Consider the following 21,460-nt stretch of genomic DNA (forward strand, 5'->3'; position numbering starts at 1 on the left):
TTTTTAGAGGTTTTTTTGTGCTCACTTTCGTTACTGGTTTACGCCGTTATGTCTACAACAGCAGCCTGCTCTATCATGTTCGGATTTTTATCGCATTAGCAGGAGTAACGGCGGTGCCATGGTGGATTGATCAGCCTAAACTGACCATTCCCTTAACGTTGGGTGTTGTCGCTGCAGCACTGACTGATCTCGATGACCGCCTAGCTGGGCGGTTACGTAATTTATTCATCACCTTAATTTGCTTTTTTGTTGCATCAGCCTCTATTGAGCTGTTGTTCCCTTACCCATGGTTCTTTGCCCTTGGGCTCACCCTATCGACCTGCGGTTTTATCCTGTTGGGAGCCTTAGGGCAACGTTATGCAACAATCGCCTTTGGTGCATTATTAATTGCCATTTACACCATGTTGGGTACTTCGATGTACCATATCTGGTATCAGCAGCCTCTGTTACTGATACTGGGGGCTGTTTGGTATAATCTTCTGACCTTGTGCGGGCATCTTATTTTCCCCATTCGCCCCTTGCAAGATAACCTCGCTCGTTGCTATCAGCAGCTCTCTCACTATCTGGAAGCCAAAGCCAACCTATTTGATCCTGATATTGAATCTGATGTGGATCAGCCACTGATTGATGTAGCAATGGCAAACGGCATTCTGCTATCAACATTGAATCAGGCCAGAATATCTCTGGTTTCACGTCTGAAAGGTGACCGCGGGCAACGCGAAACCAGGCGAACTCTTCATTATTATTTTGTTGCGCAAGATATTCATGAGCGCGCCAGTTCATCGCATGTTCAATATCAGCTACTCCGGGAAAAATTCCGCTATAGCGATGTTTTGTTCCGCTTTCAGCGCCTCCTCAGCATGCAAGCCAGAGCGTGTATGCAGCTGTCCCAATCCATTTTGATGCGCCAAAAATACCAGCATGACCCGCGTTTTGAGCGTGCTTTTACATTCTTAGATGCTGCGTTAGCCAGAGAGTTGGCTCAAAATGAGAATGTGCCACAAGTGAAGGCTTTATCACTGTTACTAAAAAACTTACGCGCCATTGATGCGCAACTGGCAGGGATTGAATCGGAGCAAGTATTAGCTGAAGGCCCGCAGTCTGAGAGTCGCTTATCTGATGATCGTCTCACCGGGTGGAGTGATATTAAGCTGCGTATCAGCCGCCATCTGACGCCACAATCTGCGCTTTTCCGTCATGCCATACGCATGTCAGTCGTGCTTTGTGTCGGATACGCATTTATTCAACTGACTGGTATGCGCCATGGCTACTGGATCCTATTAACCAGTCTTTTTGTCTGCCAACCAAACTACAACGCAACACGTAGCCGCCTAACCCGGCGTATTGTTGGCACCCTCGCAGGCATACTTATCGGGTTACCTATCCTTTATTTTGTGCCTTCAATTGAGGGGCAATTAATCTTGATAGTTATCAGTGGGGTGCTGTTTTTTGCTTTTCGCAATGTTCAGTATGCCCATGCAACGATGTTTATTACTTTGCTGGTCTTATTGTGTTTTAACCTTTTAGGAGAAGGATTCGAGGTCGCCGCTCCACGTGTGTTTGACACGCTGCTCGGCTGTGCAATCGCATGGGTCGCCGTAAGCTATATCTGGCCGGACTGGAAATTCCGCCATCTCCCTGCGGTTGTGCATAAAACACTGAATGCAAACTGCCGTTACCTCGATGCTATTTTAGTGCAATATCATCAAGGCAAAGATAATAGCCTTACCTACCGTATCGCCCGTCGTGACGCACACAATTGTGATGCAGAACTCGCATCCGTTATTTCAAATATGTCAGCGGAGCCGCAAAACGACAAAGAGACTCATGAAGCAGCATTTCGGTTGCTTTGCCTAAACCACACCATGCTAAGTTATATATCGGCTTTGGGTGCTCATCGTGAAAAGCTGAGTAACGCCGACACACTGAACCTACTCAATGATGCGATTTGCTATATCGAAGGTTCACTGGAGCAAGAACAACCTGACAGCACCCAAATGGCGCGAGTGCTGACGGGTTTATCTACCCGGCTACAAAATTGCAATCCTGAGCCGGAAAGCATAGACCAATTGGTTTTACAACAAATTGGCCTATTGCTGGAACTGTTGCCTGAACTTAGCGAGCTTAATAAACGTATTGGTCAACCACCAACACACTAACATCTCGGGCCATTTTCTATCTATGGACCATCGCTATGCTGCCTCGTATTGTGCCGCCTTGGGGGAACGAATATGTATCTCAAACCATTCGATAAGCTCACTGCGCATCATCAGTGGCAGCACAGCAGAGTGATGGCCACTGATTGCCCCCGCTAAAGCCAGCAAAACATTCACCCCGAGTGAGCGCCTTAAAGTACGCAATTTAAGGTAACAGCGTTTAGCCCCCTCAAGGCGCAACTCATCCGCACTTGTAATCCCAGCTTTCCATAAGAGCCGTTCGAGGCTAGCACTGATATTGGGCAAGTCTTTCAAACGAATAGAGGAACTATTCTTACTGAGAACCTCGGTTTTGGCGCCTTGATGGGCCTGCCAGACAAAATTACGCAGAACGAGGTCATCATCCCACAATATTGTATCTACCCAATAATAACGCAGTAAAACAGGAAGCCCACGTTTGGCATACACAAGATTGGCCATTCCTCTGAGGCGAAAGCGGTATTCAATCTGGTCATTCGCTCGTAAATAAAGTTCCCCCTCCGAGACCACAGCAAACATAATACCGTTGGCTAGTAGGCCATAACCGCCAAATTGTGAGCGAGCAGCGATTTGACCTAAAAAATCAAAACGAGATTGCGCCCGCCTTATCATGTTTTCTGATACGTATTTCATTACTACTCCTTTAGTAAAAATCTGACCTATCGTCCCTGTTTTGTTGCAATAAGTGTAAGAGGAACAACTAATTAAAAAATACGCAATATAGCTAACCGAGCCAAACACAAAATGGTTTTGCGCCCATTTACATCGCAATAATGCGAAGCGCCTTGTAAAAATTTAGTTGATCTTCGAACAAACAGTGACTACTGTATATACATACAGCACACTACAGGCGAGGTTCATAATGCGTACTCAATCACTAAAACCTTATCATGCTAATTATCATTCTCTTCTTACCGGAAATACGCAGGAGCGAGTTGATGCACCAACAGATAGTGGCCTTATCAGTGAACTTGTGTACAGTGAAAACCAGCCTGCGGTAACCCAGCTATTGCTTCCTCTATTACAGCAATTAGGCAAGCAATCACGGTGGCTCCTATGGTTAACACCACAACAAAAATTAAGCCGCTCATGGATACAGCAATCTGGTTTGCCCGTGAGTAAAATCGTTCAGGTAAGGCAGATAAATCCATTATCAACCGTCGATGCGATGGAAAAAGCCTTGTTGACAGGAAATTATAGTGTCGTTCTTGGTTGGCTACCGGAGTTGTCAGAAAATGATCGTATCCGATTACGTTTGGCAGCAAAGTTAGGGAATGCTTATGGGTTTGTGATGCATCCTTTGGATGACACAAAATCGAATCAAGGACAGTGCGCAACGTTAAAAATTCATTCTTCTTTGTATCATTAAGTAAATTTAGGATTTATCCCATGAATTTTTACAATATTTAGCGCTTACTCCTGCAAAATCGGCATAAAGCGAGTCAGAATGCGGCTTACAGCAAAAAATAACGTCTAGAAAAAGCTGCCTTTTACCGCTAAATCGTTAAAGATTATGCACAATTTCGTTTTTTTTTCAGGCGGTTTATCACATCACACTTGTAACTTTCTCGCCACGTTGTAGACTTTACATCGCCAAGGTTGCTCTAAAACGCCAAATTATACTGGCAGCGTGATTAACGGGAGCGCGAATACCTTGACGAAGAATTTTAACCAAGGGCTTAGCTTTTAAAGCTCATTGCCTATTTGGATGATAACGAGGCGTAAAATGAAAAAGACAGCTATCGCATTAGCAGTGGCACTGGCTGGTTTCGCTACAGTAGCGCAAGCCGCACCGAAAGATAACACCTGGTACACCGGTGGTAAACTGGGCTGGTCCCAGTATCAAGATACTGGCACTGGCGGTATCTATGGCGACCTTGGCAACGACGGTCCTACCCATAAAGACCAATTAGGTGCTGGTGCGTTCTTGGGTTACCAAGCCAACCAATACCTGGGCTTTGAAATGGGATACGACTGGCTTGGCCGTATGCCTTACAAAGGCGACGTTCGTAACGGCGACTTTAAAGCACAAGGCGTTCAGCTGGCTGCTAAACTGAGCTACCCAATTGCTCAGGACTTGGACCTGTACACCCGTCTGGGTGGCCTGGTTTGGCGTGTAGACTCAAGCGCGTTTGACGCGACTTCTGGCGCACGTTCTAGCAACCATGACACCGGTGTATCTCCACTGGTAGCTCTGGGTGCTGAATACGCGTGGACCAAAAACTGGGCTACTCGTATGGAATACCAATGGGTTAGCAACATCGGTGATAAAGGTACCGTTGGTGCTCGTCCAGACAACGGCATGCTGAGCGTAGGTGTTTCTTACCGTTTCGGTCAGGACGATGCAGTAGCTCCAGTAGCTCCAGCTCCAGCTCCAGCTCCAGTTGTTGACACTAAGCGCTTCACTCTGAAATCAGACGTGCTGTTCGCTTTCAACAAGTCAACTCTGAAACCAGAAGGCCAGCAAGCTCTGGACCAACTGTATTCACAGCTGAGCTCTATCGATCCTAAAGACGGTTCTGTAGTTGTTCTGGGCTTTGCTGACCGTATCGGTCAACCAGCTCCTAACTTAGCTCTGTCTCAACGTCGTGCTGACAGCGTGCGTGACTACCTGGTTTCTAAAGGTATCCCTGCTGACAAAATCACCGCACGCGGTGAAGGTCAAGCAAACCCAGTTACAGGCAACACCTGTGACAACGTGAAACCACGTGCTGCTCTGATCGAGTGCTTGGCACCAGATCGTCGCGTAGAGATCGAAGTTAAAGGCTACAAAGAAGTTGTAACTCAGCCACAGGCTTAAGTTTACGGCTTTCATAAAAAACCCCGCTTTGCGGGGTTTTTTTTTATCATCTAATTCTAAAAAAATTATTCAGCTAAATTCGATCATGCCGGATTTTTTAATCTCTTAATCGTGGTGTCTCAATGATCTTAATATTCAGTCATACCGAAACGGATTAAATCTCCTTACCAAGAATATCCTGTAAGTCCTGTTTCAAGGATGACATTTTACTTTCATACTTCTCTTTGCGTTCAGCATCTTCAATTAGCTGAACTACCGTCTCTGACAGAGTGATACCGCGACGTCGGGCAAGGGCCGCTAAACGTTGCCATACCAAAAACTCTAAATCGATTGATTTCTTGCGGGTATGCTGATGTTCTGCATTAAAATGTCGCTTGCGTCTGGCACGGATCGTCTGCTTCATCCTATTGGCCAGTTGCATATTCATGTGGGTTTCAATCCATTCCAGCACTTTTACCGGCTCATTTTCAAGCTTCAGCAGCTGGTCGACAGCTTCCTGCGCTGCACTATTTTCGATATGGCGGGTAATGGCCTCACCTTCACGGTGTTTTTTTACCAAATATGCCCATTTCCAACCGCTTTCCAGATTTTCCAGTTGTTGATATTTCATCGTGAGCTCTTTAGTGACCGTGTAACTTAACGCAAGCATAACAGCTTTACACAGAATTTCACCCTACTAAAAGCACATGATTCGTTTATTTTTTGTACGGAACACTGTCGATATCTTACTCCTTACCATCAACTACCACTCTACGTATATGCAGTCTGCTTTATTCTTGTATAATCGCACTTTCCCTTTTTGACGATTGCATCTATCACTTTGACCAATAACAGACTTGAATGGCAGTCACTGCTGCCGAACACAACGCCATATGAAGCGTTATTTGCTACTGCCTCCCAGTTGGAACCTGTTCCTTTCGCGGCAATTCAACCCCGGTTAGAAAATGGCATGACATTATTCTGTCATCCACAATTTAAACCGCGTTTTATGCTGATCAAAGCACAGGAAAGTACTGAGTACTTGGCATTGATCGCCCAAGCTGTTAAAGAGCTGCAACCTGAGGCCGCTGCCCTGTTTGGCGGTGATTATCAGGTGCATGGTCACCAAGTCACTTGGCAACCAGCACAGCGTGGTGACGAGCCGTTTGCGGCTATCTCACGCTGTCTCTATCAGGAGTGGGTCGAGCCAGAACAGCTATTTGGTTGTGTCAGGTGGCATAAAGATCAAATCAGTCTACAACCCGGTTTGGTTCACCAGGCTAATGGCGGCATATTGATCTTGTCGGTGCGTTCACTGCAGGCGCAGCCATTAATGTGGCTACGGCTAAAGCAGATGATTGTTCAGCAACGCTTTGACTGGCTGTCACCGGATGAAACCCGCCCTCTGCCTGTGCATATTCCCTCTATGCCACTCGATTTACGCCTGATCCTTGTGGGTGACCGCTTAGGACTAGGCGACTTCCATGACATGGAACCCGAGTTGGGTGAGTTGGCCATTTATGGCGAGTTCGAAGTTGAACTACCGCTGGTCGATATTGATGGCATGACTTTATGGTGTGGTTACATCAATACACTGTTGCAGCAAAAACAGTTGCCGTCATTATCTGCCGATGCTTGGCCTGTGCTCTTTCGGCAAGCGGTACGTTATAGCGGTGACCAGGGTAGCCTGCCATTGTGTCCACAATGGCTAACTCGCATACTTGCTGAAGCAGCGCTTTATACTGAAGAAAACATCATCACTGCTAATGCGCTCGAGACTGCACAGAATGCCCGCGATTGGCGCAATAGCTACCTTGCCGAACGGATGCAAGATGAGATTGAGCTGGGGCAAATACTGGTCGAGACCGAAGGGCAAGTTGTTGGTCAAATTAATGGTCTGTCAGTATTGGAATATCCTGGGCATCCTTATGCCTTTGGCGAACCCGCACGTATCAGTTGCGTCGTCCATTTAGGTGACGGCGAATTCGTTGATGTGGAGCGGAAAGCAGAACTGGGCGGCAATATTCATGCTAAAGGCATGATGATTATGCAAGCCTTCTTGATTTCAGAATTGGAGCTTGATCAGCCGCTCCCCTTCTCAGCCTCTATTGTTTTTGAACAATCCTATGGTGAGGTTGATGGCGATAGTGCATCGCTGGCAGAGCTTTGTGCCCTGATCAGTGCCCTTTCACAGCAGCCAATCAATCAACAAATCGCCGTGACAGGTTCGGTCGACCAATTTGGTAATGTACAACCTATTGGTGGTGTGAATGAAAAGATCGAAGGTTTCTTCGAGGCTTGCCAACGCCGTGGACTAACGGGTAATCAAGGGGTTATCTTACCCACAACGAATGTCCGTCATTTGTGTTTGAATCAAGCAGTGGTTGATGCGGTGCAGAACGGTCAATTCCATTTGTGGGCTGTGGATACAGCCGCTGAAGCATTACCGTTGTTAACGGGTGTGATTTATGCCGATGAGCAACAACCCAGCTTGTTAGGTATAATTCAAGAGCGAATCTCACAAGTAAATCCGCAGGACAGGCACCGTTGGCCATGGCCACTACGTTGGCTGAACTGGTTCAACCAGGGCTGATCGGACTTGCTCGGCGTACAGCTGTACGCTATTCTGCGCACTTCATTAAAATAAGGCTTACTGAGAACATGGTAGATAAACGCGAATCCTATACGAAAGAAGACCTTGAAGCATCAGGCCGTGGCGAACTGTTTGGTGCTGGCGGGCCACCATTGCCGGCAGGCAATATGTTAATGATGGACCGTGTCGTTAAAATGACAGAAGACGGCGGCCTCTATAACAAAGGTTATGTGGAAGCGGAACTGGATATTAATCCAGATCTATGGTTCTTCGGTTGCCATTTTATCGGCGATCCAGTAATGCCCGGCTGTCTGGGCCTTGATGCCATGTGGCAGTTAGTTGGTTTCTATCTTGGCTGGCTGGGTGGCGAAGGCAAAGGCCGCGCCTTGGGTGTCGGTGAAGTGAAGTTTACTGGTCAGGTACTGCCTGACGCCAAGAAAGTGACATATCGTATTAATTTTAAACGCGTGATTATGCGTAAATTGATTATGGGTGTTGCTGATGGCGAAGTATTAGTGGATGGCAAAGTGATTTATACCGCTACCGACTTGAAAGTAGGCCTGTTTAAAGACACTAACGCTTTCTAATCTTTTTATCCGTTATTCTGATGCAGGGGCAGTTAAATCCCCTGCATTGTTATCATGATGCCAATGGCATTTTTTTTACCGCAAGTGACTACAATAAATGTAGTGACTTGTTGGTAGCAGCCCGTGATATGCCATCATTCGAGGAGTGGTATGCAAAGAACTCGCCTACAAGACATGCCCTGTCCAGTTGCCCGTGCACTAGAACGAGTGGGAGAGTGGTGGAGCATACTGATCATTCGAGATGCCTTTCAGGGACTAACTCGATTTGATGAATTCCAGCAAAGTTTACAACTTTCTCCGACCATCCTAACTCGTCGCTTAAAGTATTTGGTGGAAAGCGGCATCCTTGAAAAACGCCTCTACCATACTCGCCCTGTTCGTTATGAGTATCTGCTGACTGAACGTGGTAATGATTTCTTCCCGGTCATTGCCGCATTATTTCACTGGGGGAATCAGCATTTTGCCCCAGAAGGAACTGTGGCGATGCTCGCAGATAGCCGCACAGGTGTTCCTGTGGAACCTATCCTGCTGGACAACGCGAGCCGACAACCTATCCACGCACAAAATGTCACCCTCGCGGCAGGCTCCGTCAGGAGCGATATAATTAATAAACGGTTGGCACTGATGCAGGACAAACGATCAGCGGATGCCAGATACCCCTCTCATTCAATTAAGTCTCAAAAGGAAAAATGATGAATACACGTCGTGTAGTAATTACAGGCATGGGAGTAGTTTCCCCATTAGGCTGTGGTACTGAGATAGTTTGGCAACGTCTGCTGGCGGGGCAATCAGGTATCCGTGTTCTACCAGATGAAATTGTTGACGATTTGCCGGCAAAAATTGGTGGGCAAGTCCCTACCCTTGCAGAAGATCCTGATGCTGGCTTCGATCCCGATAAAGCTGTTGCACCAAAAGACCAGAAGAAAATGGATCGTTTCATTGAGTTTGCAATGGCTGCGGCAGATGAGGCTATTGCTCATGCGGGTTGGCAAGCCGATGATTTAGAGAAGCAAGAGCGCACGGCGACAGTCATTGGCTCGGGTATTGGTGGATTTCCTTCCATCGCACATGCGGTTCGCACCACTGATAGCCGCGGGCCAAAACGGCTATCGCCTTTCACTGTGCCCTCATTTCTGGTGAATTTGGCCGCTGGCCATGTCTCTATCAAGCATCATTTTAAAGGGCCGATTGGTGCCCCAGTGACGGCCTGTGCGGCAGGTGTTCAAGCGATTGGCGATGCGGTGCGGATGATTCGCAATAATGAAGCAGATATTGCGCTATGTGGTGGTGCTGAAGCCGCGATTGATAAGGTCAGTCTGGCCGGTTTTGCCGCGGCTCGAGCCTTATCAACAGGCTCTAATGACGCACCAGAGAAAGCCTCTCGCCCCTTTGATAGTGCGCGTGATGGATTTGTAATGGGCGAAGGTGCTGGCCTGCTGATTATTGAAGCACTAGAGCATGCTTTGGCTCGTGGTGCACAACCGTTGGCCGAAATTGTCGGTTACGGTACCAGTGCCGATGCTTACCATATGACTTCGGGCGCAGAAGATGGTGATGGTGCCTATCGTGCGATGAAAATTGCATTGCGTCAGGCAGGCATTGAACCAGCACAGGTTCAGCATCTCAATGCACATGCAACGTCAACCCCGGTTGGTGATCTTGGCGAAATCAATGCGATTAAGCACTTGTTTGGCGAGAATGCGACTTTAGCGATTACATCTACAAAATCAGCGACAGGACATTTACTGGGGGCGGCAGGCGGGCTGGAAACTATTTTTACAGTCTTGGCATTACGGGATCAAATTGTTCCAGCAACGCTGAATTTGGAAAATCTGGATCCTGCGGCTCATGGACTCAATGTGGTGTCGGGCCACGCTCAAGCCCGTGAAATCACTTATGCGCTTTCCAATGGTTTTGGTTTCGGTGGGGTCAATGCGAGCATACTACTGAAACGCTGGTAAGTACGATTAACAACCTCCGCGATATGCGCATAAAGCGGAGGTGTTCCCTCAGTCTGACAGAGAGCCGCTTAAGCGGTCACAGCCCTGTCCTCCATGGCTTGTCGCCAACCTCCTAACCAATGTGATCTGGCGTCTAAAGCTTGGTAAGGGCAAATTTCCCTTGAACGCCCAGAAATACCTGCTTGATACCCACGTGACAACGCCCTTTCCAAGCGATCTCTTTTCTGTCTCTTCATGCCTCGTTTCCCTCATCTTTCTGTCTGGTGGAAAGAAAACAGTGACCACTTTATGTGCAGTCACAATTAAGTGATAGACCTTAGGAAACAGAAAAGCAATGCGCAATATTCACGCCAATGTCACATTTGTGAGCTAGGCACGCAGAATTAGCTAAGTGATTGATTTGAGATGAACGAAGGTAACTACTTGATATTTATTGACAACCCTCTTTCACGATAAATTCATTATTATCAATGAAAGAGGGTTAGACCGATTTAGAACAAAATATTATTTAACTTGTTGTAAACGAGCGGCAATCGTCTTAGCTTCCTGTTGCCACCCCTGAGCCAGAGTGCGAATAAGCGCATCATAACCGTCTTCGCTCTGTTTTAGCTCTAAATCGAATGGCTGCTTAATCAGTTGGCCCTGATGTTTTAGTATCCAGACACCGCGGATGATAGCGCGCCCATCGTAGCGGCCATGAAAACCAGTGACAGTCACATTGAGAACATCCTGATCGCTATCAAGGGGTTGTGAAGACACCAACCACCCCGGCAACGCACTGCTCAGATTTGTCACCAACGTTTGCTGCAATTGCTGATCCAGTGGGCTGGCCCAAAGGTTGTTACTGGCTATCACATACTGCACATCGTTGGTTTGATACACCACTCCCGCTGCAGCAAGATAATCAGCAACACCGACATGCTCAATCCATAATTGCCGTGATGCAACACTGCTACTTGCTGTTGCGGGTGCACTCAGCGCGGGCAATTGATAGTACGTCTTGCTCGGTTCGCTGCTGCATGCGCTAAGTAATAGCGCGGCGATAACTGCCATCCATTTCATCATTTTTTGGCCTTCTTAGGCTGAGGATCCTGACTTCCCGCCGCTTCAAATACTAGCGCGTTGCTCTTTTCATTCAACGTCCGTAATACCGGTTGTAATTCACGCAGGACCTGATCTAGCCGCTGCATATCACCCACCATTTTATTGTATGCCGGTGATCCTGGTTGGAAGCCTTTCATGCTGCGATTCAACTCATTCAACGTCTTTTGCAGATCTTTTGGTAGGTCTTGCATGGCCGGACTGGAGGTAATCGCAGTCAGTGACTCTAGCGTTTTCTGAGTTTCATGCATCGTTTTCTGACTTTCGACCAGTGTTTTGGTGACTTCATTAAGCATTGGCGTCAACGGCAAATTATTGATTTTATCTAACGTTTGCGTCAGTTTCTGCTGAATTTGCGCTAAACCACCGCTGACGGTTGGCAGTAATGGATAACCCACGACTTCCAAAGGCCCTTTCCACGGTTTAGCATCTGGGTAGAAATCCAGATCGATGAACAACGCGCCAGTCAGCAAGTTTCCTGATTTCAAGGATGCACGCAGGCCACGCTCTTTCGCTGCTTTCAATGTTTGTTCGAAATTGGCATCCGGTCCTAAATCATTACGGAAACGGCCTGGCTCAATACGAATAAGCACTGGGATACGGAAGTCATTATCAACACGCTGCCTCATCCCCTCGGCAAAGAAGGGAACTTCACCCACAGTACCGACGCGGATCCCTCGGAACTCAACGGGTGCGCCCGCCTGCAAGCCACGAACAGAATCAGAAAAGAATAACAAGAAATCTTCATGTTCAGTGTACAGAGAGTTTTGAATACTGCTGCGGTCATCAAACAGTTTAAATTCCGGTTTTTCTTGAGTGATAGGCTTACCGAGCTCCAGACCATCCGGGACATCAAAACTGACACCACCGCTGAATAATGTTGCCAGCGATGCCATTTCTACCCGCATTCCTTGCGAGGAGAGGTCGACGGCCACGCCACTGTCTTTCCAAAAGCGAACATTGGTCGTCACTAAGCTGTCATAAGGCGCGCCAATAAAGAGCTGATAACGCATCAGGCGCAATTTAGCATCAAAAGTACTGGTTTCCACTGAACCGACTCGATAACCACGGAACAGTACCGGATCACCGGCATTCAACTGCCCCGCTTGTTCGCTGTCGAGTATGATGCGCAGCCCTTTTGCATCAGGAGCTGCAAGTGGGGGGGAGTCAAGTAATGTGAATTTATCTAATGCCTTGCCTTTACCACCCGGCTGCAGTTCGATATAGGCACCAGAGAGCAGCGTCCCTAAACCAGAAATACCTTCACGGCCAATTTGTGGTTTAACCACCCAGAAAACGGTGTCGCTGTGCAGCAAATTCTTCATGCCTGAATTCAGCCGCGCTTGTACGATAACATGGTTAAGATCTTCGCTCAGAGTGACCTGTTCAACGATACCAATATCCACACTACGGCTTTTTATTTTTGTTTTACCCGCTTCGATGCCTTCAGCATTCAACGTGGTCATTACCACCTGAGGTCCCTGATGGCTAAAATGATAAAACAGTATCCATGCACCAATCAGCACAGTCACAATAGGGATTATCCACACCGGGGACCATCGCTTGATTTTTTCTATTTCTGCCACACCTTGGCTGGGATTATTGTCCGTCACCTTGCGGCTCCTTCTTGGGTTGTTTCACTTATTCGATCCCAGGTTAACCGGGGATCAAAGGTTAATGCAGCAAACATGGTCAGGATCACTACCATTGCAAATAGTAGTGCACCAATCGCCGGGTAGATACTCATCAGTTGCCCGATACGAACTAATGATGAAAGCACAGCAATAACAAAGACATCAATCATTGACCAACGGCCAACAAATTCGACGACTTCATAAATAAAATGCATTCGTTCAGTGTCTGTTTTGCCTTTACCTTTTGCATCCCAGCATAGCCAACCGATCGCGAGCATTTTCAAGGACGGTACCATGATACTGGCAATAAAAATCACCAACGCCACCGGATAAGAGCCCTCACTCCATAGGAAAATCACCCCAGACATAATGGTGGATCCCATCTGGCTGCCTAAACTTTCTGTGATCATGATGGGCATTAGATTGGCAGGAATATATAGCAATATTGATGTGGTCAATAATGCCATTGTCCATTGCAAGCTATTGCGACGACGGACATGCCCATGACTATGGCAACGTGGGCACTGTTCTTGGGATTGCGGCAAGATGGCCGTGCAGCACGAACAGGAGCGTAAACCTTGACGTAGCCCGGTACGCCCCGCAATAAGAGGGTAAGGTAATGCAGGTGCGGGCGCGATATCCTGCCACATCCAATGTCGGTCGATACATTGAAAAGCACGAACTTGCAACACGCAGAATATACAGTAAGGGATAAAACTGCTGCCAACGCCAATATCGCCATAGGCCATCAATTTAACAAAACTCACTAATACACCGGCGAGGAAAATCTCAACCATGCACCAAGCTTTAAATTGAAATAATATTTTTGCTATGAATGTTTTCCAACGCGTCGGCATACGCACCCGTAGGCAAAGCAGAATTATGGCCACCATACAAAAAGCCGGTATTAACTGCACCAACACCATAAATAGCGTCGCCATGCTGGCATAATCATCTGCCACCATCACTTTGGGTATTTGGATCAAAGTGATTTCGCTGGTGATCCCCGCCACTCGCATGCTGACAAAGGGAAACATATTTGCCAGCAGTAGCATAAATAATGCACTGAAAGCATAACCGACGGGGCGCTTACGTGGCTCATCCCACCTCGCCGTTAGTGTCGTTTTGCAACGCGGACATACCGCTTTAGTACCATAAGGCAGTGAGGGTAAGACCACTGACATATCACACTGCCGGCACAGGATCACATTCCCTGTCTGCCCGGAGTGTTCAGGCTGAATTACAGAACACAATATCTCATTCCTCAATACCCTTTAACTTTCCAAGCACAGGTGTATTTGCTGCACTCACTGACCCGAATCGCTCACCTCAGCCAGCTTATCGGTACTTTTTTGCTTGCCGCCTTCCTGTACTTGGAAATCTTATTGGGTAGTACTCATATCGCTGAGTGCCGTTTTGTCAGGGGGCCTAATATAACAATAGACATAATATTGCACAGCACCTCATCAGACAGAACGGCTATTACAGATTTTTAACCGTTTTTCTGAGCTTCCAGCTCTTCCCAACGACTAAATGCGATCTCTAATGCCTGTTCAGCATCCGCGAGTGCCTTTAAAACCTGCTGTGTTTCTTCATGTGGGCGAGAGAAGAAATCAGTATGACTGACCTGAGCCTGTAACTCACTGATTTCATTTTCCAGCTTTTCCAATTGCTGAGGCAATTGATCCAACTCACGTTGCAGGTTATAGCTCAACTTGCCAGGGCGTTTTGCCGCTGGTGTCGTATTTTTTACCGGCGCAGTCGCTTTGGTCTCTTCAGCTTTAGCGGCAACCTGACGAATAGGTTTTGCTTCAGCGCGTTGTTGATGAGCATCATAATAGCCCCCGACAAAGCTGTTGATTTGACCATTCCCTTCAAAGATCCAGCATTCAGTTACTGAGTTATCAACGAATTGGCGATCATGGCTGACCAGCAATACAGTGCCCTGATAGCTATCGACCATCTCTTCCAACAGTTCCAGTGTTTCTACATCCAGATCGTTGGTCGGTTCATCGAGGATCAATAAGTTGCTTGGCTTAAGGAATAATTTTGCCAATAACAGGCGGTTACGCTCACCGCCAGATAACGCTTTCACTGGGGTCATCGCGCGTTTCGGGTGGAACAAGAAATCTTGCAGATAGCCCAACACATGGCGTGAACGGCCATTGACCATCACTTCCTGCTTACCTTCCGCTAGGTTATCCATCACTGTGCGTTCTGGATCAAGTTCTGCGCGATGCTGGTCAAAATAGGCGACTTCCAGCTTAGTACCGCAATGCACTTTACCGCTATCTGCTTTAAGCTGACCGAGCATCAGTTTCAGCAAGGTGGTTTTACCGCAACCGTTTGGACCCACCAGCGCAATTTTATCGCCACGCTGTACTTGAGCAGTAAAATCTTTCACCAGCACTTTGCCATCGACCTGATAATTAACATTTTCCAGATCAAAGACGATTTTGCCTGAGCGCACGGTCTCTTCCACTTGCATCTTGGCCGTACCCATCACTTCACGGCGCTGTGAACGCTCCATCCGCAATGCTTTCAGGGCGCGAACACGACCCTCGTTACGCGTGCGTCGTGCTTTGATGCCTTGGCGAATCCATACTTCTTCTTGCGCCAATTTGCGGTCAAATTCGGCATTTTGCAGCTCTTCAACCCGCAACGCTTCTTCTTTGCTAGCCAGATACAATTCGTAGTTACCCGGCCATGACACTAATTTGCCACGATCCAGATCGACAATGCGAGTGGCCATTGCGCGGATAAAGGAGCGGTCATGGGAGATAAAGACGATGCTGCCTTGGAATTCTTTCAAGAAGCCTTCCAACCAGTTGATAGTTTCAATATCCAAATGGTTAGTCGGTTCGTCCAGCAGTAACACTTTCGGTGAGCTGACCAACGCGCGACCTAATGCCGCTTTACGCAACCAACCCCCTGACAGAGAAGAAAGTTCTGCATCAGCCGACAAGCCTAACTGAACCAGTACTTCCTGAATACGGCTGTCTAGCTGCCATAATCCCTGATGATCCAAAATTTCCTGCAAGGCCGCCAGCCGATTAAGGTTTTTTTCGCTCGGGTCAAGTTCAACCTGATGCAGTGTTGCATGATACGCTTTCAGATGCTCTGCCTGTTCTTGCACGCCTTCAGCCACAAAATCAAACACTGTGCCCGCGACATTGCGCGGTGGATCTTGCTGTAAACGGGCAACAATCAAATCCTGTTCATAAATGATGCGACCATCATCCAAAGGCACTTCTTTGCTCAGAATTTTCAGCAAGGTGGATTTGCCCGCGCCATTACGGCCCACCAGACAAACGCGTTCGTTTGCCTCAATATGCAATTCAGTATTATCTAATAAAGGTGCATCGCTGAACGACAGCCAAGCACCGGACATGCTAATTAACGACATAGTTTTTACTTTTCCTCGCGGCTGTGAGTGACCAGCCAGCAGTTGTGGATCTGACGATTACGGGCAAAGTCTTCAGATTGCGTCTGTGCTGTTATTTCTTTCGCTTCCAGCCCTAACGCCTCTATAGCGGCCAAATCCATCTGGAAACCGCGCTTGTTGTTAGAGAACATGATGGTCCCCTGACGACGCAGTAACCGTTTAAGTTCTTTCATCAGCACGACATGATCGCGCTGCACATCAAAGGTGGTTTCCATACGCTTGGAGTTGGAGAACGTCGGCGGATCGATAAAGATCACATCGAATTGCTCATCCGTGTTACTGAGCCAAGACAGGCAATCAGCTTGGATCAAACGGTGTTGCTGGCCCGTTAAGCCATTCACCCGCAGATTTTTCTCTGCCCACTCCAAATAAGTCCGTGACATATCGACCGTGGTCGTACTGCGCGCGCCTCCCAGCCCTGCATGAACACTTGCAGTTCCGGTATAAGCAAACAGGTTAAGGAAATCTTTACCCTTACTCATTTTGCCCAACATTTGACGCGCAATGCGGTGATCGAGGAATAAGCCTGTATCAAGATAATCAGTCAGGTTGACCCACAGTTTGGCGTTATATTCATTCACCAACAGGAATTCACCCTTCTGAGCCAATTTTTCATATTGGCTTTTACCCTTTTGGCGTTCTCGTGTTTTCAGTACCAATTGATTTGACGGCAGATTCAACACCGCCAGAGTGGCATTAATCACATCAAACAAGCGTTGACGTGCTTTTTGCGCGTCAATGGTTTTCGGCGGGGCATATTCCTGTACCACGACTTTGCTGCCATAACGATCGACGGCGACGTTATAGTCTGGTAAATCAGCATCATATAAGCGATAACATTCGATACCCTGCTGTTTCGCCCACTTATCCAGCTTTTTCACATTCTTGCGCAGACGGTTAGCATAATCTTCAGCGACCTGAACCCCCGCGGCACCTTGTGGGTTCGCGGCCAACTGATAGTTTTTCTGCACACAATCAAGCGGGCCATTTTTGGCTTTGAATTCGCGCTCTGCACGTAATTGCAAACAACTTAGCAATTCAGGTGACGCACTGAACAGTGATAAACGCCAGCCACCGAATGCACTTTTCATGATGCGGCCCAGCATATTATGCAGGGCAATCAATGCCGGTTCACTTTCCAACCGTTCACCGTAAGGTGGGTTACTGATAACCGTACCTACCGGCCCTTCTGGTAATGGATTAACTAGTTTACTGACATCGTTCGCATTAAAGGTAATCAGTTCTGACACCCCAGCACGGCGGGCATTGGCCCGAGCCATTTCAATGACTCGCCGGTCAATATCTGAGCCAAAGAAACGCGATGTAGTCTCTTGTAAACCGCGGCGAGCGCGCACTTGTGCTTCAGTAGTCAATTCACGCCAGAGTTCCTCGTTAAAGGCGCTCCAAGCCGTAAAGCCCCAATGTTCCCGATGCAGGCCCGGCGCACGATCAGAAGCCATCATTGCCGCTTCAATTAGTAACGTGCCGGAGCCACACATTGGGTCAACCATTGGCGTGCCTGACTGCCAGCCAGAACGCAAAATAATGGCCGCTGCCAGATTCTCTTTCAATGGTGCCTGCCCTGTCAGATCACGGTAACCGCGCTGATGCAGGCCTTCGCCACTCAGATCGAGTGCCACACTGGCCATTTCTCGTTGCAGGAATACGTTGACCCGAATATCAGGTTGCTGTTTGGCCACTGTTGGGCGCTGTTCCAATTTACGAGTAAAGCTATCGACGATGGCATCTTTGACTTTTAATGCCCCGTACTGACTGTTGCGGATCTCGTCATTGACGCCACTAAAATGCACGGCAAATGTTTTATCCACACCAAAAATTGACGGCCAATCAATTGCCTGTACACCAAGGTACAAGTCTAAATCACTGTAAACTTTGAATTCGTTAAGCGGTAACAAGATGCGCGAAGCCAAACGGCTCCACAACAGGCTTTGGTACATGAGTCGATCGTCGCCCTGAAAATGTACCCCACCCTGTACTATTTTACAGTCGTGAGCGCCCAGCGCTTCGAGTTCGCTTTTTAACAGTTCTTCCAGTCCACGCGCCGTGCTGGCAAACAGAGAGTTCATATCGCACTATCACCAAAAAGAAAATTGTTGCGCATTATAGCTAATCCCAGCAGCTTGTCATAAAGTTGCTCCCTCTAATTTAATACTCGCACGGAGATAATGGTGATTACCCTCTCCCGACTTTATGTTCATCCAGTGAAATCCATGCGCGGCTTGCAGCTTTCTCATGCTCAAGTTTGCAGTAGTGGGCTGGCTTTTGACCGCGCATTTATGATTACCGAACCGGATGGCACTTTCATTACTGCGCGCCAATATCCGAAGATGGTCATGTTTACCCCGGCATTAATGCCAGATGGTTTATATCTCACTGCCCCCGATGGCGAGAGTGCCAGTATCCGCTTTAGTGATTTTTTAGCCAATGCGGAACCGACTGAAGTATGGGGGAACCATTTTACCGCGCTCATCGCTCCAGCCGCTATCAACAACTGGCTCAGTGACTATTTTCAGCGCGAAGTCCAATTACGCTGGCTTGGACCAGAATTAACCCGCCGGGTAAAACCGATGCCGGAAATTCCACTCACCTTTGCTGATGGCTTCCCTTATTTACTGATCAATGAAGCATCGTTTAAAGAATTACAGCAACGTTGCCCTGGCAGTATTAAGCTGGAACAGTTTCGGCCCAATTTAGTGGTGACGGGTGCTACGGCATTTGCCGAAGACGGTTGGCAGGTCATCCGAGTGGGTGATATTACCTTTGATTTGGTTAAACCGTGCAGCCGCTGTGTATTAACGACCGTCAGTGTTGAACGCGGACGAAAACACCCTACCGGCGAACCTTTGCAGACTTTACAGACATTCCGAACCGCTGAAAATGGTGATATTGATTTTGGTCAGAATATGGTGGCCAGAAACAGCGGTATTATTCGGGTTGGAGATGAGGTCGAAATTCTGTCAACCAAACTGCCACGTCCATACCGTGCCGGTGCCGTGGTTGAAAGCCTTGCAGCACCACAAGATCAATCGAAAACTGTCTCTATTGAATATAACGGTATCCGTTTTAACGGTAATAACCAGCAAGTATTGTTGGAACAATTAGAACAGCAAAATATTCGTATACCCTATTCTTGTCGGGCGGGGATATGCGGTAGTTGCAGAATTACCTTGGTCAATGGCGAGGTCGCACCTTTAAAACAGAGTGCTATCGGTAATGATGGGACGATTCTTTGCTGTAGCTGTATACCCAAAGGGGATATTACCCTCGGCGGCAAATAAACTGCTTAATAACACAATCAGCCAACGCCACTGGGCTTGAAAGATGAAAGGAATTACATCGCCCGGTCATAGGCTGGTGCGATGTAGCTGGTTTCAATCACTAGCGGCAACAAACGGTCATTCATTATCTTTATTGCATCACCCAATATTAGCTGACGCCCAGCTAATATTACCTGAGGCTGTGCTAATAAGCACAAACTGGCAGAGTCGCCAGATTCAACCACCAACAAACTAATTTCTTCACCACTGTCCAAAACTTTGACTGCGGCCAGTTCAGCATTTTGCGGCACCCAGTTTTTTGTCTGTTGTGCAAAATACCAGCTTTTAGGCATTAATGGTTTTAAAAAGCGAAATGCAACCAGAGCATTTAATATCAATTCTGAACGTTGTTCATGGCCCATTTTAATTTGGCGACATTGATCTTCGAATTCAAAATAGAGCGCAGCATCATCAACACAGAATGCAGCTTCACCAAAAGCATCAGGAGTGAGCATTTTTGACGGGAAACGCGAACGAAATATCATACCATTAGCTAAATCCAACATAAGTCGGTCATGTTCGGTATCAAAATACCAACGCCATTTATCGTCTGGTTTAATCCGCATATTTTATCCTTCCCGCCATACTGCCAACATCATTGATTCAATGACTGGGTTTTCACCCATCAAATGAGACTAAATTCATATAAGGTTTTTGGTGTATATTTAATCTATGGAACAAAATATAGACGAGCTGGGGGAATAAATAAACCCCCAGACAAGTAAAGAAGATAAATAATTAGATATGAGTAACGATATTCTTAATCAAACCTGGTCCGCGGAAGATAAATCCGGAATAAATTTGAATCAATGAAGCACCGGCAGCCATTTTTTCACGGGCGGCAATAACAGAGTCAATTCCACCCACACCGATAATAGGCAAACGCCCTTGCAGTTCTTGTGATAAGCGACGAATCACTTCAGTACTGTGTAATTGTAATGGACGGCCGCTTAAACCACCGGCTTGTTCGCAATAATTTAAACCTTGAATGAGAGAACGGTCTAAAGTTGTATTCGTAGCAATTACACCATCTATATTATGACGAACCAAACTATCGGCTATTTGGATCAATTCTTCTTCAGTAAGATCCGGGGCGATCTTTACTGCTACTGGAACATACTTATGATGTCGTTGGTGTAATTCAGTTTGTTTATTTTTAATTGCGGCTAACAAATCATCCAGAGCTTCACCATACTGTAAGGAGCGTAACCCCGGTGTATTAGGTGAGGAGATATTAATCGCAATATATCCAGCGTAAGGATATATTTTGTCCATACAAATCAAGTAATCGTCTTTACCTTGTTCTACCGGAGTATCTTTATTCTTACCAATATTAATGCCTAAAATACCGCCGAAATGTGATTTCTTGACGTTTTCAATTAAGTTATCAACCCCGTGGTTATTAAATCCCATACGGTTGATCAAGCCTTCGGCTTCAACGATCCTAAAGAGTCTTGGCTTGTCATTACCTGATTGTGGCCGTGGTGTCACAGTCCCCACTTCGATAAAACCAAATCCCATAGCGCCTAAAGCATCAATACACTCGCCGTCTTTATCCAGACCCGCAGCCAGGCCCACTGGGTTTTTAAATGACAATCCCATACAGCTTACCGTTTTGGTTGGCACTGACTGGCGAACCAGAAACTCAAGCGGAGTGCCAGTGACTCGTTTTAACTGACGGAAAGTGAACTCATGGGCACGTTCTGGATCAAGCTGAAACAGTGCTTTTTTGACGAGAGGATAGTACATGTAATCTCCTGAGCGAGCGATGACAAGCCGTTGATGCGGGAATGGTAAATTCATCTTTCAGGAAAGTAAACGTTTGCG

At 47.1% G+C, this 21,460-nt stretch carries 17 protein-coding genes and 1 pseudogene; 8 read left to right on the top strand and 10 right to left on the bottom strand.

What is annotated here, in order from left to right:
• Window positions 1-17 precede the first annotated feature (17 nt).
• A complete protein-coding gene (gene yccS / locus HUZ92_RS03410) occupies window positions 18-2,159 on the top strand; it encodes a YccS family putative transporter (RefSeq protein ID WP_050097158.1) in 2,142 nt (713 codons plus the stop codon).
• 33 nt (window positions 2,160-2,192) lie between these two features.
• Here the strand turns inward: yccS and HUZ92_RS03415 are convergent, their stop codons facing one another.
• Window positions 2,193-2,828: a TfoX/Sxy family DNA transformation protein gene (locus HUZ92_RS03415; protein WP_050097157.1), complete on the bottom strand. Its 636-nt coding sequence runs from the start codon at window positions 2,826-2,828 to the stop codon at window positions 2,193-2,195.
• Window positions 2,829-3,057: 229 nt separating this feature from the next.
• Here HUZ92_RS03415 and sulA point away from each other — a divergent pair, with 229 nt between their 5' ends.
• The gene (gene sulA, locus HUZ92_RS03420; RefSeq protein ID WP_050139691.1) at window positions 3,058-3,564 is read left to right on the top strand and encodes an SOS-induced cell division inhibitor SulA; all 507 of its coding nucleotides are present in this window, start codon (window positions 3,058-3,060) and stop codon (window positions 3,562-3,564) included.
• A gap of 357 nt (window positions 3,565-3,921) precedes the next feature.
• A complete protein-coding gene (gene ompA / locus HUZ92_RS03425; RefSeq protein WP_050097155.1) occupies window positions 3,922-4,995 on the top strand; it encodes a porin OmpA in 1,074 nt (357 codons plus the stop codon).
• A gap of 154 nt (window positions 4,996-5,149) precedes the next feature.
• Here ompA and matP read toward each other — a convergent pair whose 3' ends face one another.
• Entirely contained in the window at window positions 5,150-5,605 is a 456-nt protein-coding gene (matP, locus tag HUZ92_RS03430; RefSeq protein WP_050097154.1) for a macrodomain Ter protein MatP, read from the bottom strand.
• A 210-nt stretch (window positions 5,606-5,815) separates the two neighbouring features.
• Between matP and HUZ92_RS03435 the strand changes: the two genes are divergently transcribed.
• The 4 genes from HUZ92_RS03435 to fabF all read left to right on the top strand — a co-directional run bounded on the left by HUZ92_RS03435 (window position 5,816) and on the right by fabF (window position 10,115).
• Window positions 5,816-7,567, top strand: coding sequence for an AAA family ATPase (locus HUZ92_RS03435; protein ID WP_050097153.1), 1,752 nt, complete (start codon window positions 5,816-5,818; stop codon window positions 7,565-7,567).
• A 68-nt stretch (window positions 7,568-7,635) separates the two neighbouring features.
• Window positions 7,636-8,154: a bifunctional 3-hydroxydecanoyl-ACP dehydratase/trans-2-decenoyl-ACP isomerase gene (fabA, locus tag HUZ92_RS03440; RefSeq protein WP_050097738.1), complete on the top strand. Its 519-nt coding sequence runs from the start codon at window positions 7,636-7,638 to the stop codon at window positions 8,152-8,154.
• Between the two features lie 150 nt (window positions 8,155-8,304).
• Window positions 8,305-8,847 (top strand): winged helix-turn-helix transcriptional regulator, encoded by a 543-nt coding sequence (locus HUZ92_RS03445; protein ID WP_145525377.1) that lies wholly within the window; start codon window positions 8,305-8,307, stop codon window positions 8,845-8,847.
• Entirely contained in the window at window positions 8,847-10,115 is a 1,269-nt protein-coding gene (gene fabF, locus HUZ92_RS03450; RefSeq protein ID WP_050097151.1) for a beta-ketoacyl-ACP synthase II, read from the top strand. The genes HUZ92_RS03445 and fabF overlap by 1 nt, the downstream gene beginning before the upstream one ends.
• A 68-nt stretch (window positions 10,116-10,183) precedes the next feature.
• Here fabF and rmf read toward each other — a convergent pair whose 3' ends face one another.
• From rmf to rlmKL, 6 genes and pseudogenes are all read right to left on the bottom strand, one after another.
• Window positions 10,184-10,351 carry a ribosome modulation factor gene (rmf, locus tag HUZ92_RS03455; RefSeq protein WP_005170911.1) on the bottom strand — a complete coding sequence of 56 codons (168 nt, stop codon included), beginning with the start codon at window positions 10,349-10,351 and terminating at the stop codon, window positions 10,184-10,186.
• 268 nt (window positions 10,352-10,619) lie between these two features.
• The gene (gene pqiC, locus HUZ92_RS03460; protein WP_050097150.1) at window positions 10,620-11,180 is read right to left on the bottom strand and encodes a membrane integrity-associated transporter subunit PqiC; all 561 of its coding nucleotides are present in this window, start codon (window positions 11,178-11,180) and stop codon (window positions 10,620-10,622) included.
• Entirely contained in the window at window positions 11,177-12,829 is a 1,653-nt protein-coding gene (gene pqiB, locus HUZ92_RS03465) for an intermembrane transport protein PqiB (protein WP_050097149.1), read from the bottom strand. Before pqiB ends, pqiC begins: the two co-directional genes overlap by 4 nt.
• Window positions 12,816-14,103, bottom strand: a pseudogene (gene pqiA, locus HUZ92_RS03470) (membrane integrity-associated transporter subunit PqiA). Before pqiA ends, pqiB begins: the two are co-directional and overlap by 14 nt.
• Before the next feature lie 239 nt (window positions 14,104-14,342).
• Window positions 14,343-16,256 carry an ABC transporter ATP-binding protein gene (locus HUZ92_RS03475; protein WP_050097148.1) on the bottom strand — a complete coding sequence of 638 codons (1,914 nt, stop codon included), beginning with the start codon at window positions 16,254-16,256 and terminating at the stop codon, window positions 14,343-14,345.
• Window positions 16,257-16,261: 5 nt separating this feature from the next.
• Window positions 16,262-18,382: a bifunctional 23S rRNA (guanine(2069)-N(7))-methyltransferase RlmK/23S rRNA (guanine(2445)-N(2))-methyltransferase RlmL gene (gene rlmKL / locus HUZ92_RS03480; RefSeq protein WP_050097147.1), complete on the bottom strand. Its 2,121-nt coding sequence runs from the start codon at window positions 18,380-18,382 to the stop codon at window positions 16,262-16,264.
• 99 nt (window positions 18,383-18,481) lie between these two features.
• Here rlmKL and HUZ92_RS03485 point away from each other — a divergent pair, with 99 nt between their 5' ends.
• Window positions 18,482-19,594 carry a YcbX family protein gene (locus HUZ92_RS03485; protein ID WP_072086449.1) on the top strand — a complete coding sequence of 371 codons (1,113 nt, stop codon included), beginning with the start codon at window positions 18,482-18,484 and terminating at the stop codon, window positions 19,592-19,594.
• Between the two features lie 53 nt (window positions 19,595-19,647).
• On the opposite strand, the gene HUZ92_RS03490 is transcribed toward HUZ92_RS03485, so the two are convergent.
• Together HUZ92_RS03490 and pyrD are read right to left on the bottom strand one after the other, a co-directional pair.
• The gene (locus tag HUZ92_RS03490; protein WP_050097146.1) at window positions 19,648-20,199 is read right to left on the bottom strand and encodes a cell division protein ZapC; all 552 of its coding nucleotides are present in this window, start codon (window positions 20,197-20,199) and stop codon (window positions 19,648-19,650) included.
• A gap of 172 nt (window positions 20,200-20,371) precedes the next feature.
• Window positions 20,372-21,382 carry a quinone-dependent dihydroorotate dehydrogenase gene (pyrD, locus tag HUZ92_RS03495; protein ID WP_050097145.1) on the bottom strand — a complete coding sequence of 337 codons (1,011 nt, stop codon included), beginning with the start codon at window positions 21,380-21,382 and terminating at the stop codon, window positions 20,372-20,374.
• Between the last annotated feature and the right edge of the window lie 78 nt (window positions 21,383-21,460).

This window comes from Yersinia vastinensis (assembly GCF_902726565.1).
GTDB classification, from domain to species: Bacteria; Pseudomonadota; Gammaproteobacteria; order Enterobacterales; family Enterobacteriaceae; genus Yersinia; species Yersinia vastinensis.